We start from the raw sequence: 15,119 nt of genomic DNA on the forward strand, positions 1-15,119 counted from the left end.
CGCTTCCATGTCGACAATGCCCGGCGCAGGCGGTGGCGCCGGTCAACCAGCGACTGATCCAAACAAAAAAGGCCGCTCATATGAGCAGCCTTTTTCATATTTTATATCAGCCGCTTACAGCGCAGAGGTAATCTGCAGCTCGCTGTTGCCGTCGAGGCCGTAGATGTCGTCGCGGAACTGCACGACGCCGGGTCCGGTCGACCACGCCGACAGATAGAGGAAATGGACCGGCACCGGATTGACGACCTCGACCGGCGTGTTCTCGCCGGTCTTGATCGTCGCCTCGAAATGCTGGCGGTCCCAGCCGGGCGTGTCGCGCAGGATCCAGGTGACGAGATCGCGCACGTTCTGGACACGCACGCAGCCGGAAGAGTCGAAGCGCATCAGCTTGCCGAACAGGCTCTGCTGCGGCGTGTCGTGCATGTAGACACCATCTGGGCTTGGGAAGTTGATCTTGACCGAAGCCATGGCGTTGTTGCCGCCCGGATCCTGGCGGAAGCGGTATTTCGCGGCATCGTCCGTCGACCAGTCGATCGACATCGGATCGACCTCGCTGCCGTCCGGCGCGAACAGGCGGATGTGGCTGTCCTTGAGGTAGTTGGGATCCTTCCGCATCAGCGGAATGATGTCCTTGCGCACGATCGAGACCGGCGCGTTCCAGTACGGATTGACGATGATCTCGTTGATCTTGGAATTCACGATCGGCGTCTGGCGGTCGATCTTGCCGACGATCGCGGTGTGGCGAAGCACGACGCGGTCGTTCTCGACCGCTTCCACCTGCGCCGCCGGAATATCGACCAGCACGTAGCGGCTGCCCAGCGTGCCAGCCTTTTCCTTCAGGCGCTGCAGATTGGTCTGCAACTGGCCGAGCCGAATCGGAGCCTGGACGTTCATGGCCGCATAGGTGTATTTGCCCATGGCGCCATCGGCCGGCAGGCCGTGGCGAAGCTGGAAGCGCTTGACAGCCGAGTCGACATAGGAATCGAAGGCCGTCGAAATGCCGGCGCTCTGCGACAGGTCGCCCGAAATCATCAGCCGCTTGCGAAGCGGCACGACATCAGGATCGTCGACGCCGAGCTGCAATTTCTTGGTCGCCGGCACCTGCTCCCAGCCGCCCTGACCGACGATGTTCTGGTACTGCGCCACCGCCTGCTCGGTGAAGGCGACGGTCTGCAGGCTGAAGATCGGTAGCGTGGAGGCAACCTTGCCGCCCTCGCTGGCGCGGGCATCGAACTGATCGTCCCAATTGCCGCGGGCCGAGGATTTCAGGATATCGCCGATCACGTCCTGCGCGCTGGCGTGGCCGGCGACCATGGCGGCGGCGAGCGCGGAGGCTCCGGAAAGGAAGAAACGGCGGCTGGTTCTCATGGACGTTCCAGACATTCTAGCTGTATCTAATCTCGCTCAGTTCGCTCTACTGGCGGGTTGCCCGCACTCTAGGATCGGCAATCTTAACAATTAGCCAACCATGACCTGCATCACATGGGGCGTGAAACACGCTGTGGCGATGTGGGCTCGAGTAAGCGCACGGCCCTCGCCCGCGGCATCACCCGCATCCTCGCTTTCACTGGGATTATGGCGGCAACGTGGCCTTGGCCCGCGATTTGCCTCCAACGGCGCGATGAATGAAAAGGGACCGATGCTTTTCTGCACCGGTCCCGGATTGCTTGCCCCGGCCGCGCTTCTTCGGCGCGGCTTCGATGTCTCAGATTTCGAATGCGCTTACATCCGGTAAGCGATGGTGTCGTTCCAGAAGCGATCCAGGCGCTGCAGCGCGCGGTTCATCTGCTTGAACTCGTCGGTATTGATGCCGCCGACCTGTTCGATCGAACCGACATGGCGCTCGTAGAGGCCGGCGACGACGTCGGCTACCTCGTTGCCCTTCGGCGTCAGCGAGACGCGGACCGAGCGGCGGTCGATGCGCGAGCGCTGGTGGTTGATGAAGCCGAGGTCGACCAGCTTCTTCAGATTATAGGAGACGTTCGAGCCGAGATAATAACCACGCGAGCGCAGCTCGCCGGCGGTCAACTCCGAATTGCCGATGTTGAAGAGCAGCAGCGCCTGGATGGCGTTGATGTCGGAGCGGCCGTTGCGGTCGAACTCGTCCTTGATCACGTCAAGCAGACGGCGATGCAGACGCTCCACCAGCTGCAGCGATTCCATGTACAGCGAACGGATCGCCTCGCGGCGATCGTCGGAAACGTTGGCGGTCTTCGCCGCCGGACGCGAATTGATCATTGTCTTTGCCTCTCGTTTGTCGCCCGGTGATTTTTTTGTTCTTCACCTTGATCGCGACACTATCGAATACTCATAAAATTCGACTTAAACGCCAGGGCTAACAAGAGCTTACCGGTAAGTGGTTTCGAAAGAGGCTTAACGAACGGTCACGCGAGCAAGAACAATTAACCTAAAGATTTAGCCAATGGTTTTTGGGCAAATCGCTGACCCGAATTTAGGGTCCCGGGGCCGTCCGGCAACCTATTGCCGAAGCTGGCGCTTCTGCAGCCAGATCGTCACGCGGAAGATGATATAGAGCAGCGCCACGCAGGCATGCGAAACGACGATCAGCAGCCGGTGGCCGAAGAGATCGGGAAAGCCGGCATACATGACGGTCTCGGTCGCCGCGCAGATGAACCAGATGACCGGCCCCCAAGAGGCGAGCATCCAGAGGCCCGCGGCGGCGAAGGGAAAGAAGACTGCGAGCGTGGCCGCCGCCACCTGCCAGTGCACCGGCATCAGGTCGAAGCGCCAGAGCTCGCCGGGATAGATGCCGATCAGCCGGATCCAGTAGAGAATGCCGAAGAGCAGGCAATAGCCGGCAATCAGGCGCTGGAACCAGGCGAAGATGACCTCGGTGGTCGAGGGCTGCAGCACCACGCGCCTGGAGGTGAGCTCGCTCACAGATCGAGCTCCCCAGCCCCGAGCGGCGCGAAATAGGCATCGACGTCGGCTGCTTCGACCGCATCGATGCTTGCCGGCCGCCACTCGGGCCTCGAACCCTTGTCGATGATGGCGGCGCGGATGCCTTCGTAGAAGTCATGGCCGGCCAGCATGCGGTTGAGGATGCGGAACTCCATCTTCATGCACTCGTCCATCGACAGCGTCAGTCCGGCGCTGATCTCGCGCCAGGCGACGTTGACGCTGGTCGGCGATCGCATCCTGATCGTCGCCAGGGTCTTTGCGGCGAAGGTGTCGGCAGCGGCAGCCTCCTCGAGGCTGGCGATGACGCCGGCGAGAGAGGTTTTCGAAAAATGCCGGGCGATCGATTCCAGATCCTGCCGCTCCGTCTCGCGCTTGGCAGGCGTGAAGAAGCCGCGCAACTCCTCACCCGGATCTCCCGATAGCGCCAGCTCGTCGAGCAGGCCGGCCTGGTCCTCGGCCTTGATGGTGTGCGTGGCAAGCCCGGACCACAGCGCATCGCCATGGCGGATGCGATTTCCCGTCAGCGCCAGATACATGCCGAAGCTGCCGCCGAGATCGGGTAGCAAATGGCTGGCGCCGACATCGGGAAAGAAGCCGATACCGACTTCCGGCATGGCGAACTGGGCGTTCTCGGTCAGCACGCGATGCGAGCCGTGGAAGGAGATGCCGACGCCGCCGCCCATAACGATGCCATCGATCAACGCGACATAGGGTTTCCTGAAGCGCGCGATGCGGGCGTTGAGGCGGTACTCGTCGGCGAAGAAGTCGACCGGCGGCTTGCCGGCGCGGCCGGCCTCGTAAATGTGCAGGATATCGCCGCCGGCGGAAAACGCCCTGCCCTCGGCCTTGACGACGACGACGCTCACGCCGGCATCGCCCTCCCAGGCGTCGAGCGCCGTGCCGAGCGCCTTCACCATGCGGTGGGTGACGGCATTGAGCGCTTGCGGCCGCGTCAGCGTGACGACGCCCGCCTTGCCCAAACGCTCGAAGCGAATCTCGTCGCCTCCGCCAAAATCCATCACCAGAGAATCCTTCTCTCCGCCCTCCCAGGGGGATTGAAGTGCTAAAGGCGGCATAGGGATGCGTCAATGGCGGCATCGCCGCGCTGGCGGCCAGCCGCGTCCGGTGTTAGGTAACCGGCAAAGTGTTGCGCCCACGCGGCCCGACAGATTTCGAGCAAATCGACATGGCTGGATTTTCTCGTCTCGTGGCTGGATTGGCAGGTCTCCTTTGCCTGGGAGTTCCGCCGGCCGTCGCCGCGCCAGCCTCCGAACTCTACCAGGCGCAGACCATCGTCACCGGCACCGACGAACCGAACCGCGAGATCGGCTTCAAGGATTGCCTGGACAAGGTGCTGGTCAAGGTTTCCGGCGATCAGCGGCTGACGCAGAAGCCGGAAATGCTGGCGCTGCGCAACAAGGCGGCCGACTTCGTCCAATCCTTCCGCTATCACGACCGGCTGGAAGGCATTCCTATCCATGACGAGCAAGGCACGCATGACCGGCCGCACGACCTCACCTGCCTCTACAAGCCAGCCGTGGTCGATAAACTCCTGGCGCAGCTCGGCAGCAAGCCCTGGCACGGCGAGCGGCCGTTGATCGCCGTCTTCCTCACGACTGAACAGGGCGCGAGACATTTCGCGCTGACGGCCGACGAGGATCGCGGCGCAACGATGCGCGAATCCTTCGCCAACGCTACCGGTCCGCTCTTGATGCGCGTTACCTTTCCAAAGGCCAGGCAGCTTGCCGGGTTAGATGAGAAGGCGCTCTCCGCGACGGATATGGCAAGGCTCGACCAACTCGCGAAAAAGGCGGGAGCGGCCCGGGCGCTCGCCGGCAGCATCGTGTGGAGCGACAAGGAACTCGGTTGGATCGCCGACTGGCGGCTGGCCGATCGCGGCAAGACATATCAGTGGCAAGTGCGCGGCGTCAGCTTCGACGAGGCTTTTCGCGTGGCTGTGAGGGGCGCAGCGCAGATTTTGTCGGGCAATGGGCAGCCGTAACGCGAAGGTTCCTCGCCCCCACGAGAGTGAGGGAGAGGTGGCTCGGCGAAGCCGAGACGGAGAGGGGGAGCGCCCTACGAAGGCCCCTCTCCGGCCGCTTCGCGGCCACCTCTCCCCCGCCTGTGGCGCGGGAGAGGAACTTGCGGTTCAGTTCCTGGCACAATCGTGTCGCATTGGTCAGCGGCGGACGTGCGTGGTAAAAAGCCCGGTCGAAAGAGAGTTTTGGCGATGAACAAATTCACACCCGCAAAGCCGGCCGGCGCGCGCAGCATCGACGAAATCACCGGCAGCCGGCGGCTGCGCCGCATGCGCAAGGCCGACTGGTCGCGCCGGCTGGTGCAGGAAAACCGGCTCTCGGTGAACGACCTGATCTGGCCGATCTTCGTCGTCGACGGCAGACAAGTGCGCGAGCCGATTGCCGCCATGCCTGACGTCTATCGCCTGTCCGTCGACCTCGCGGTCAAGGAAGCGGAGCGCGCCGCCAGGCTCGGCATCCCGGCGATCGCCACTTTCCCCAATATCGAGCTTTCGCTGCGCGACCAGACCGGTTCACACATCCTCGATCCGGAAAACATCATCAACCGCGCCACGCGCGCCATCAAGGACGCGGTGCCGGAGATCGGCATCATCACCGACGCCGCGCTCGATCCGTTCACCAGCCACGGCCATGACGGCATTTTGCGCGACGGCATCATCGTCAATGACGAGACCGTCGAGCAGGTCACAGCCGCAGCCGTCATCCAGGCGGCGGCGGGCGCGGACATCATTGCGCCGTCCGACATGATGGACGGCCGCATCGGCGCGATCCGCGACGCGCTCGATGCCAACGGTTTCCAGGACGTGGCGATCATGTCCTATGCGACGAAATTCGCCTCCGCCTTCTACGGCCCCTATCGCGAGGCCGTTGGCACCGCAGGCCTGCTCAAGGGCGACAAGAAGACCTACTATATCGACCACGCCAATTCCGACGAGGCCGTGCGCGAGGCCGAGCAGGATCTGGCCGAAGGCGCCGACATGCTGATGGTGAAGCCGGGGCTCCCCTATCTCGACATCATCCGCCGGCTGAAGGACGAATTCCAGATGCCGACCTTCGCCTACCAGGTTTCGGGCGAATATTCGATGATCAAGGCCGCCAGCGCCAATGGCTGGATCGACGGCGAAAAGGCGATGCTGGAATCGCTTCTCGCGCTCAAGCGCGCCGGTTGCGACGGCATCCTCACCTATTTCGCGCCGACCGTGGCGGAGTTGCTGAGGGGCTAGGCTCCCTCCTCTGCCGCTTTTAATTCTCGCTGCGTCGCCCGGACGTCCGCTCGGGTGAGTTGATTTTGCTCGCCGGAGATACTGCTTGCATTCCGCAATCAGTTAAGCTACTCCATAACTGCTTGCAAATTACAACTGGCTTAGGAGGCAACGATGTCCAAGCTGCGTGTCAATGCTTTCACCCTGTCGCTCGACGGCTACGGCGCCGGTCCCGATCAAACTCTCGAAAACCCGCTCGGCGTCGGCGGTGAGAACCTGCATAAATGGATGATCGGCACCCGCACCTTTCGCGAGATGGTGGTCGGCAAGGACGGCGGCACCACCGACATCGATGACAGCTTCACCGTGCGCAGCTTCGAGAATGTCGGCGCCTGGATCCTCGGCCGCAACATGTTCGGGCCGATCCGCGGCGATTGGCCCGACGAGAACTGGAAGGGCTGGTGGGGCGACAACCCGCCCTATCACGTGCCGGTCTTCGTGCTCACCCACCACAGGCGGACGCCGATCGTCATGGAGGGCGGCACGACGTTTTACTTCGTCACCGACGGCATCCATTCAGCGCTCGAACAGGCAAGGGCCGCGGCCGGCGGCAAGGACGTGCGCGTCGGCGGCGGCGTTTCGACCATCCGGCAATATCTCCAGAAGAAGCTGATCGACGAGATGCATCTCGCGATCTCGCCGATCCTGCTCGGCTCCGGCGAGCATCTTTTCGCCGGCCTCGACATGCTGAAGCTCTGCTACCGTTGCACCAGCCAGGTCGCGACGGCGGATGCCACGCATGTGATGATCGAAAGGGCATAAGGGGCTCCCCTTCTCCCCTTGTGGAAGAAGGTGTCACCGAAGGCGACGGATGAGGGGTGTTCCAGATTGGCGATAACCCTCATCCGTCTCGGCGCTGCGCGCCGATCCACCTTCTCCCGCAAGGGGAGAGGAGAAGTGCTCTCAGTACTTCTCCGGCACGTAAAGCTCACGCGGCAGCACCTGGCGCTCGTATTCGGGATTGAAGACGCGTTCCGGCAGCGTGATCTCCTCGTGCGGCACCTCCTCATAGGGCATCTGCTGCAACAGGTGGTCGATGCAGTTCAGCCGCGCCCGCTTCTTGTCGTTGCCCTCGACGATGAACCAGGGCGCTTCCTTGATGTTGGTGCGGGCAAAGGTCTCTTCCTTGGCCTTGGTGTACTGCTCCCAGCGCACCCGCGACTGCAGGTCCATGGGCGACAGCTTCCACTGCTTCATTGGGTCGTGGATGCGCATTAAAAAGCGCATCTGCTGCTCCTCGTCGGTGATGGAGAACCAGTACTTCACCAGCGTGATGCCCGAACGCACCAGCATGCGCTCGAATTCCGGCACGTCGCGGAAGAATTCTTCCACCTGCTCGGGATTGGCAAAGCCCATCACACGCTCGACGCCGGAGCGGTTGTACCAGGAGCGGTCGAACAGCACGATCTCGCCGCCGGCTGGCAGGTGCGGGACATAACGCTGGAAATACCATTGCGACTTCTCGCGCTCCGTCGGCGCCGGCAGCGCCACCACTCGGCAGATGCGCGGATTGAGCCGCTGCGTGATGCGCTTGATGACGCCGCCCTTGCCAGCGGAGTCGCGGCCTTCGAAGACCACGACCAGCTTCTTCTTGTGGTAGGCGACCCAGGACTGCAGCTTGATCAGTTCGGACTGCAACCGCAACAGTTCGCGGAAGTAGGTCAGGCGCTCGATGGAAGGCGGATGCGCGTTCTTGTAGATCCTGGCGATCTCGAGCGACAGCGCAGGCTCGGAAATCTCCAGCTCATAATCCTCGTCGAGCGTGTCCTCGAGCTCGGCCTCCAGCCAATCCTTGGCTCCGGAATTCGTTTTGAGTTCGTTCATTGCGCAGCTCCTGCCTGTCGGCCACCATCGCCTCGGATGCCTTCCAGCCATTGGCCGGAAACGCAACTCCGTAAGCCGACTGAGATACAGGCCCGCAATGACGGTTTTATTGCAAGCGCACACCGGCAACCGGGGATAGCCGATATGTGATCGGTCCGTATCGATGGCGAGGCGACAAGCCGCTCGAATTGTCCTACAAATGCCCCCGCTTCTTTCCGGCGCACGCCACGGCGCGCCTCTTCAAAACAAAATCGCGAGGACCAGACATGGAATACCGCACCCTTGGCCGTTCCGGCCTGAAGGTTTCGACATTGACCCTTGGCACGATGACCTTCGGCGGCGCGGGCCCGTTCGCCGCTGTCGGCAATTCCGATCTTTCGGAGGCCAGGCGCATCATCGACACCTGCATCGACGCCGGCATCAACCTCATCGACACCGCCAACGTCTATTCGAACGGCATTTCCGAGGAGATCGTCGGCGAAGCACTCGGCGGCAAGCGCAAGAACGATGTGCTGATCGCCTCCAAGGTGCGCATGCGGATCGGCAACGGCCCCAACGACGAAGGCCTGTCGCGCCATCATCTGATCCGCGAATGCGAGAGGAGCCTGAAGCGGCTGAAGACCGATGTCATCGACATCTATTTCCTACACGAATGGGATGGCGTCACGCCGCTGGAGGAGACGATCGCCGCGCTCGAGACTTTGGTCGGCCAGGGCAAGGTCCGCTATGTCGGCTGCTCCAACTATTCGGGCTGGCAGGTGATGAAGGCGCTCTCTATCAGCGACAGCCACCAGCAGCCGCGCTTCGTCACGCAGCAGATCCACTACACGCTGGAAGCGCGCGAGGCGGAGTACGAGCTGCTGCCGATCGCGGTCGATCAGGGCCTTGGCGTGCTGGTGTGGAGCCCGCTGGCCGGCGGCCTGCTTTCCGGCAAATACCGCAGCGACAGCCCGACCGCGCGCCAGCTCGGCGGCTGGTCCGAACCACCAATCCGCGACGAGGACAGGCTGTGGCGGATCGTCGACGTGCTGGTCGAGATCGGCAAGGCGCGGGGCGTTTCGGCGGCGCAAGTGGCGCTTGCGTGGCTGCTCGGCCGCCCGGCCGTTTCCTCGCTGGTGATCGGCGCCCGCAACGAAACCCAGCTCAAAGACAATCTTGCCGCGGCAAGCCTGACGTTGTCCCTGGACGAACGCCTGCGCCTCGACGCCGTCAGCAGGCCGCCGGTGCTTTACCCATACTGGCACCAGCAGTTCACCGCCAAGGACCGCTTCGGCCCGGCCGATCTGGTGCTCGACCGCAGCGACATCTGAAAGCTTTGCGAAAGTGTCCCGCGCCCGAAAAGGCGCGGGATCAGCCCGATATAAACCGCCAGACTTCCGGGTCGGGTTCGATCTGGCCGCTCAGCACGAAATATTTGTAGAGGACGAGCAGCGAGACCGCCCGCTCGTCCTTTTCGTTGCTGAACCGGCGGCAATAAGCGTTGGCTGCCGTTACGATGCGTTGAGCTTCCGCCGGATGCTTTTCGAAATAGGCGATCTTGTCGGCGACGTCCGAAAAATCCGGCGCCAGCGGCGCGTAGTGCACATTGGCCTCGAGTTCAGCTTCGGCGAACCAGGTCTCGTAAGTCGGAGGCGGCATCAGGCAGAGCGAATTCGAGCTCATGATCCATTTCAGGTTCGTCGCCACGTCGTTGCCTTCGAGCGAGACTATGTAGCGGAACTGCCGCTGCTGCGGGATCGTGAGATACGGCTTGCGGTAGTTCTCCGGCGCGCTCGGCTTGGGCGAGCCCACATCGCAAAGCGGCAGGTCGCGCACGGCATCGACGAACCGCTTGCGGATCGGATTGTTGAAATCGCCGCGCCAGACCGCCATTGGGCGCTTGTCGGCGAAGGACAGATTGTCCCTTGGCATGTTGAAATGGCGGAACTTGTCGAGCTTCATGATCACGGCGTTGCCGTTGCCGTCGCGGATCGGCCGATCCTTGACGATTGCCGGCATCGCCGGCACGTCGACGACATCGCCGAACTCGAGATCGATGAGCAGGTCGCGATCGAAGTAGCGGGCGAACTCCTTCAGGTCGTAATAGTACATGCTCCCGAATTTGGGTATTCGACCGGCCGGGATGGCAGCCGGGCTCGGCACGAAGCTATGGTCGAGCTTGTTGTAGTAATTGACCCGGTCGCGGACCGTTTTGCTGGAGAGCTTCGCCTGCTGCAAGCGGCCGGCCAGGCGCTGGCGAAAGAGAGCCTGCGGCACCACATCGCGCGTGATGTTGCGTACGAAATAAAATACCCGCGCTGCGGTGCGTAAGGGCGAGGCCATGCGTCCGTCGTTTCAGTAGTGCGGTGTTGTTCCCCGCACCTCCTACAGCATTGCGCCGCACATCTTGCAAGCCCCGGCCGCGATGCCCAGGCAAGCCAGCCGCGCCTTATAGCTGTTGTGTTTGGCGGCCAATGCTCCTAGCAAGGACGCACAAAATGAAAGGAAGCGATATGGCCCGAGCACCGAATTACGGTCAGGAACGCAAGGAGCGCGATCGGCAAAAGGCTGCCAAGAAGGCCGAGAAGCTGGCGGCAAAGGCCGCAGCCAAGGAGCGTTCGAGACCCGAGGACAAAACCGACGTTGGAGCGGAGGCGACCGAATAGAGCCCGGCAGCCAGTCCGGTACGGGTTCGGTGCGCTAGCCCGGCGCCTTGTCGCTGACGAAGACGTTCACTTCGCGGGCTGCGGCAATGAAAGCGCGCCGCGCGCCCATAGCGGGCTTGTCGCCCGCCAAGGCATCGTGACAGGCCTGCAGCGCTTCGCGGTGCTTTGGCGTGCGCTTTCCGGGCCAGCTGTTGAGCAGGTAATCCGAAGCCTCGCGGGCCGAGCGCAAGAGCTGATTGGGCCCAGCCGTGGCCGACTTGACGGTCACCGGTATTTCAAAACGGTTGTTTTCCATCGCCGCTCTTACGCCATCGACGTGTGCGAAGCGAGGCCCAAAATGCCTGCACGGGCCAATCAAGCGGCAACGACGGCGAAGCCCCTGGCCCGCAGGCCGCGCCGGTCGTCATGCAGCGACGTCACCAGCCGGTCGCGGCTGCCCGTGATATGGGCCGAGAGCAGCCGCGCCGCCTCGTCGGCGTCACCAGCCCGCACGGCCGCCAGGATGGCATGGTGCTCGGCCCAGGCGCGGCCGAGAGCCGCCTCGTCGCGCACTTCCAGCCAGCGCGCGCGGGAGAGCCTAGTCATTGCATCGCGGACTCCCCTAAGCAGGAATTCATTGCCGGAAAGCCTGGCCAGCTCGATGTGAAAATCCATGCCGACGCGGTGCCATTCCTCGCGCGGCGTGTCGGCGTCGCAGGAATCGAGCATCGCCGCGATCACTTCGACACCGCTGCGATCCTCAAGCGCCGCCGTCAACCGCACCGCCGCCACCTCGACAGCCTCGCGATAGACGGCGATCTGGCCAAGCTCGGCGAGATTGATCGGCGCCACCGTCCAGCCGCGGCCGTCGCGGCCTATCAGCCCTTCGGTCTCAAGGCGCAGCAGAGCCGCCCTGACCGGCGTGCGTGAGGCGCCGAAGCGGCTTTCGATCCAGCGCTCGGTCAGCCGCTCGCCCGGGCCGATCTCCAGTCCGAGGATCATCTCGCGGAGCTGCCTCTCGACATTCTGCATCTGCGACATCGTCGTTCCGCTCTTCTTCGGCGCCGCATTGACAGCGGCTGGGTTGAGGTTCATGAGGATACCGCTGTGGTATCCCCAAATGGTATCCAGAACAATCCAGGATTTTCGGACAGGCAGAAAATGGCTGAGAATGGCGTGGAACAGAGCGACTACAACATCCATTGGCGGCGCAATCTCGCGGTCTGCTTCGCAGGCTCGTTCAGCACGCTGATTGCCATGACGCTGCTGTTGCCCTTCCTGCCGCTTTACGTCGAACAGCTCGGCGCCGAGGGACACGCGGCGATCGTGCAATGGTCGGGCATTGCCTATGGCGCCACCTTCTTTGCCGCGGCGCTGGTCGCACCCTTGTGGGGACGACTCGGCGACCGTTACGGCCGCAAGCTGATGCTGGTGCGTGCCTCGTTCGGCATGGCGATGTGCATGTCGCTGACCGGCATGGTGCAGAGCGTGTGGCAATTGGTGCTGCTGAGGCTCCTGATCGGCTTTGCCGGCGGCTACTCTTCGGGATCGACGATATTGGTGGCGATGCAGACGCCCAAGCAGCGCTCCGGCTGGGCGCTCGGCGTGCTGGCGGCCGGCATCACGGCGGGCTCGCTGGTCGGCCCGCTGCTCGGTGGCGCGCTGCCGCCGGTGATCGGCATCCGCGCCACCTTCCTGCTGTCCGGCGGCGTCATCTTTCTTGCCTTCCTGGCCACGACCTTCCTGATCAAGGAAAACCCGCGTCCAGTTGCGGCCAACGCCGCTTCGGCGGCGAAATCGAAGAGTGGCTGGTCGCAGATCCCCGACAAGCGCCCGGTCGCCGCGATGCTGACGACCGGCATGCTGCTTGCCTTCGCCACCATGTCGATCGAGCCGATCATCACGGTTTATGTGCAGCAGCTCGTCGAGGACCAAGGTAAGGTGACGATGGTCGCGGGCGTGGTGATGTCGGCGGCAGCACTCGGCACCATCCTGTCCTCTTCATGGCTGGGCAAGCTCGCCGACCGCGTCGGCCACTGGAATGTCGTCGTCGGCGCCCTCGCGATCTCGGCGCTGCTGCTTATTCCACAAGCTTTCGTCACCGACGGCTGGCAGCTGATCGGGCTGCGCTTCCTGATGGGCCTGGCGCTGGGCGGCTTGCTGCCCTGCATCACCAGCGTCATCCGCCACAACATCCCGGACGGCGTCGGCGGCAATGTGCTTGGACTGTCGATCTCGGCGCAGTATGTCGGCCAGGTTGCGGGACCGCTCGCCGGCGGCTTCGTCGGCGGACATTTCGGAATGCGGGCGGTGTTTTTGGGCACGTCCATGCTGATGGCGCTGGGTGCGGTCTATAACTGGACTGTCCAGTCGCGGCGGGCGCGGCATATGCTGCTCGAAGCCGGCGAATCCTGATCGGCTCGCCCGCTCGACCGAAGCATGGAGTCATTCAACATGAGCCTCGCGGGGCAATCCTCAAACGGCGGCAGCCGTATCCTCGTGCTGGCAGGCGGCCTCGTCGGCGCGGCAGGCGTGGCGTTGTCGGCGGCGGCCGCGCATCGCGGCGGCGCCTTCACCGGCACGGCGGCGTCCTTCCTGTTGATGCATGCGCCGGTCTTCCTCGCCATCGGCCTTATCGGCGGCAACCGGTGTCTCAGGATCGCAAGCCTGGCGCTGCTCGTCGGCCTGCTCCTGTTCTCGGGCGATCTTCTCGCCAGAGACTTCCTGGGCTCGCGGCTGTTTCCGATGTCGGCACCTATCGGCGGCACTCTGCTTATCGCCGGCTGGCTGGCGATTGCCGTCTCGGCGCTGTGGCGCCCCCGATCTTAAACCGACCGCCTGACGCGGCGGGATTACCCGCGCCCGGGACGAAGCTTGCGCCTGCGCGTCGCCGGCTCCGCCGCGCGCTGCCGCTCCGGCCGGTCGGTCGCCGGCGAAATGCCCCAATAGTTGCGATAAATGTCCTGGAAAAGATGGCTGATCGGATGCATGACTGACCTCCAATTATTGAATCGATCCAATCGATCGACGTGAAAAAGACTGACTTCTTAGGCGCGCTTGCGCTCCACGATGAAGCGCAATTCACGCTTCCATGGGCTTGCCTCGCCCCGGCGCCGTTCGCTCAGCGCGGCCGAGGCAATGCCCCAATCGTTGCGGTAGACGTCCTCGAACAGATAGTTGACCGGATGCATGGCACCCTCCTTCTGGAATTTTGCTCCAACCCATCTAAACAGATTGGATCGATTCAAATCATATACCTCGCACCGCCTGAGTCAAGCGAAAATTTGAATCGATCCAAGAAAAATGTTAGATGACCGGCAACTATTCCGCGGTCATGTTCGTCACGTGACCGGATTCGGAGGAACGACATGGCACCACCCGTCGAAGGCCAGGCACGACCGATCCGGCTGGCGGATATCGCCAAGGCAGCCGGTGTCTCGCATGGCACGGCCTCCAATGTCTTCAGCCGCCCGGAGATCGTTCGCGCCGAGGTGCGCGAAAGGGTCAAGGCGGTGGCGGAAGCGATGGGCTATGCCGGTCCCGACCCCAAGGGGCGCCTGCTGCGTGCCGGCAAGGTCAACGCCATCGGCGTCGGCACGACCGAGCCCCTCTCCTATTTCTTCGAGGATCCGTTTGCCCGCGTCATGATGGCCGGCATCTCCGAGGCCTGCGATGCCACCGGCGCCGGCATCGCCCTGGTTTCGGCCGCCAACCAGGAAAAGCTCGCCTGGAACATCCAGAGCGCGCTGGTCGACGGCTTCATCCTGTTCTGCATCGAAGGCGGCTCGCGCTTGGTCGACCTGACGCGCGAGCGCAGGCTGCCTTTCGTGGCGCTGGAGCTCGGCTTTCACGATGAGACCATTTCGGCCATCGGCGTCGACAATGTCGCCGGCGGACGGCTCGCGGCGCGCCATCTCGCCGAGCTCGGCCATCGTCGCTTCGCGGTTCTGTCGCTGACCCTCGGTGAGGACCGCACCGGCTTCGTCACGCCGGAAATGGTCCGCTCGGCGGTCTACACTGGAACGCGCGATCGTCTCGCCGGCTATTTCGAGGAACTGTCCCGCTTCGGCGTCGACACGGCAAAGGTCCCAATCTTCGAAACCGAGAACGAGCAGAAGAGCACCAGGGCCGGCCTCGAAGCGATCTTTTCCGGCGGCGAGCGGCCGACCGCCATCCTGGCGATGTCGGACAGGATGGCCATGATCGCCATCGAATGGCTGACCGCGCGGGGCCTCAAGGTGCCGAAGGACGTCTCCATCGTCGGCTTCGACGGCGTGCCGGACGGCGCGCTCTGCGACCCGCCGCTGACCACGATCGCCCAGCCGATCACCGAGATCGGCCGCCGGGCCGCGCGCATGATCCTCGACTTTGACGGCGCGGTGCGACGCGAGACGATGGGCGTCGAGCTTGTCGTCAGGGCCTCGAGCGGCCCTGCCCCGAAAGGCTGA

The 15,119-nt window shown here is 63.3% G+C and carries 18 protein-coding genes; 8 read left to right on the top strand and 10 right to left on the bottom strand.

Going from position 1 to position 15,119, the window contains the following annotated elements; all coding sequences use genetic code 11:
• Window positions 1–114 precede the first annotated feature (114 nt).
• The 4 genes from AU465_RS32230 to AU465_RS32245 all read right to left on the bottom strand — a co-directional run bounded on the left by AU465_RS32230 (window position 115) and on the right by AU465_RS32245 (window position 3,941).
• Window positions 115–1,368, bottom strand: coding sequence for a L,D-transpeptidase family protein (locus AU465_RS32230; protein ID WP_192256971.1), 1,254 nt, complete (start codon window positions 1,366–1,368; stop codon window positions 115–117).
• Between the two features lie 354 nt (window positions 1,369–1,722).
• Window positions 1,723–2,238 (bottom strand): transcriptional regulator LdtR, encoded by a 516-nt coding sequence (ldtR, locus tag AU465_RS32235; RefSeq protein WP_013896002.1) that lies wholly within the window; start codon window positions 2,236–2,238, stop codon window positions 1,723–1,725.
• A gap of 240 nt (window positions 2,239–2,478) precedes the next feature.
• Window positions 2,479–2,901 carry a DUF6163 family protein gene (locus tag AU465_RS32240; RefSeq protein ID WP_192256973.1) on the bottom strand — a complete coding sequence of 141 codons (423 nt, stop codon included), beginning with the start codon at window positions 2,899–2,901 and terminating at the stop codon, window positions 2,479–2,481.
• Entirely contained in the window at window positions 2,898–3,941 is a 1,044-nt protein-coding gene (locus AU465_RS32245) for an enoyl-CoA hydratase/isomerase family protein (protein ID WP_192256975.1), read from the bottom strand. Before AU465_RS32245 ends, AU465_RS32240 begins: the two co-directional genes overlap by 4 nt.
• Window positions 3,942–4,108: 167 nt before the next feature.
• Here AU465_RS32245 and AU465_RS32250 point away from each other — a divergent pair, with 167 nt between their 5' ends.
• From AU465_RS32250 to AU465_RS32260, 3 genes are all read left to right on the top strand, one after another.
• Window positions 4,109–4,924, top strand: coding sequence for a DUF2066 domain-containing protein (locus tag AU465_RS32250; protein WP_192256977.1), 816 nt, complete (start codon window positions 4,109–4,111; stop codon window positions 4,922–4,924).
• Window positions 4,925–5,152: 228 nt separating this feature from the next.
• Window positions 5,153–6,184, top strand: coding sequence for a porphobilinogen synthase (gene hemB, locus AU465_RS32255; RefSeq protein WP_192256979.1), 1,032 nt, complete (start codon window positions 5,153–5,155; stop codon window positions 6,182–6,184).
• Between the two features lie 153 nt (window positions 6,185–6,337).
• Complete coding sequence (locus tag AU465_RS32260) at window positions 6,338–6,985, top strand: dihydrofolate reductase family protein (protein WP_192256981.1); 648 nt, start codon at window positions 6,338–6,340, stop codon at window positions 6,983–6,985.
• A gap of 141 nt (window positions 6,986–7,126) precedes the next feature.
• Here the strand turns inward: AU465_RS32260 and ppk2 are convergent, their stop codons facing one another.
• Window positions 7,127–8,047, bottom strand: a complete 921-nt coding sequence (gene ppk2, locus AU465_RS32265; protein WP_192256983.1) for a polyphosphate kinase 2 — start codon at window positions 8,045–8,047, stop codon at window positions 7,127–7,129.
• 266 nt (window positions 8,048–8,313) lie between these two features.
• On the opposite strand from ppk2, the gene AU465_RS32270 reads away from it, so the two are divergent.
• The gene (locus tag AU465_RS32270) at window positions 8,314–9,357 is read left to right on the top strand and encodes an aldo/keto reductase (RefSeq protein ID WP_192256985.1); all 1,044 of its coding nucleotides are present in this window, start codon (window positions 8,314–8,316) and stop codon (window positions 9,355–9,357) included.
• Between the two features lie 40 nt (window positions 9,358–9,397).
• Here AU465_RS32270 and AU465_RS32275 read toward each other — a convergent pair whose 3' ends face one another.
• Window positions 9,398–10,369, bottom strand: a complete 972-nt coding sequence (locus AU465_RS32275) for a glycosyl transferase family 90 (RefSeq protein WP_192256987.1) — start codon at window positions 10,367–10,369, stop codon at window positions 9,398–9,400.
• 170 nt (window positions 10,370–10,539) lie between these two features.
• Between AU465_RS32275 and AU465_RS32280 the strand changes: the two genes are divergently transcribed.
• The gene (locus AU465_RS32280) at window positions 10,540–10,692 is read left to right on the top strand and encodes a hypothetical protein (RefSeq protein ID WP_192256989.1); all 153 of its coding nucleotides are present in this window, start codon (window positions 10,540–10,542) and stop codon (window positions 10,690–10,692) included.
• Window positions 10,693–10,726: 34 nt separating this feature from the next.
• On the opposite strand, the gene AU465_RS32285 is transcribed toward AU465_RS32280, so the two are convergent.
• A complete protein-coding gene (locus AU465_RS32285) occupies window positions 10,727–10,987 on the bottom strand; it encodes a DUF982 domain-containing protein (RefSeq protein WP_192256991.1) in 261 nt (86 codons plus the stop codon).
• A 59-nt stretch (window positions 10,988–11,046) separates the two neighbouring features.
• The gene (locus tag AU465_RS32290) at window positions 11,047–11,712 is read right to left on the bottom strand and encodes a GntR family transcriptional regulator (RefSeq protein WP_192257077.1); all 666 of its coding nucleotides are present in this window, start codon (window positions 11,710–11,712) and stop codon (window positions 11,047–11,049) included.
• Window positions 11,713–11,832: 120 nt separating this feature from the next.
• Here AU465_RS32290 and AU465_RS32295 point away from each other — a divergent pair, with 120 nt between their 5' ends.
• Both AU465_RS32295 and AU465_RS32300 read left to right on the top strand, forming a co-directional pair.
• Window positions 11,833–13,086 carry a multidrug efflux MFS transporter gene (locus tag AU465_RS32295; protein WP_192256992.1) on the top strand — a complete coding sequence of 418 codons (1,254 nt, stop codon included), beginning with the start codon at window positions 11,833–11,835 and terminating at the stop codon, window positions 13,084–13,086.
• Between the two features lie 39 nt (window positions 13,087–13,125).
• Complete coding sequence (locus AU465_RS32300) at window positions 13,126–13,500, top strand: DUF423 domain-containing protein (protein WP_192256995.1); 375 nt, start codon at window positions 13,126–13,128, stop codon at window positions 13,498–13,500.
• A 23-nt stretch (window positions 13,501–13,523) separates the two neighbouring features.
• Here AU465_RS32300 and AU465_RS32305 read toward each other — a convergent pair whose 3' ends face one another.
• Window positions 13,524–13,661 (bottom strand): hypothetical protein, encoded by a 138-nt coding sequence (locus AU465_RS32305; protein ID WP_192256996.1) that lies wholly within the window; start codon window positions 13,659–13,661, stop codon window positions 13,524–13,526.
• Window positions 13,662–13,718: 57 nt separating this feature from the next.
• A complete protein-coding gene (locus AU465_RS32310) occupies window positions 13,719–13,862 on the bottom strand; it encodes a hypothetical protein (RefSeq protein WP_192256997.1) in 144 nt (47 codons plus the stop codon).
• A gap of 177 nt (window positions 13,863–14,039) precedes the next feature.
• Here AU465_RS32310 and AU465_RS32315 point away from each other — a divergent pair, with 177 nt between their 5' ends.
• Window positions 14,040–15,119 carry a LacI family DNA-binding transcriptional regulator gene (locus AU465_RS32315; RefSeq protein WP_192256999.1) on the top strand — a complete coding sequence of 360 codons (1,080 nt, stop codon included), beginning with the start codon at window positions 14,040–14,042 and terminating at the stop codon, window positions 15,117–15,119.

This window comes from Mesorhizobium silamurunense (genome assembly GCF_014843905.1).
Classification (GTDB): domain Bacteria; phylum Pseudomonadota; class Alphaproteobacteria; order Rhizobiales; family Rhizobiaceae; genus Mesorhizobium; species Mesorhizobium silamurunense.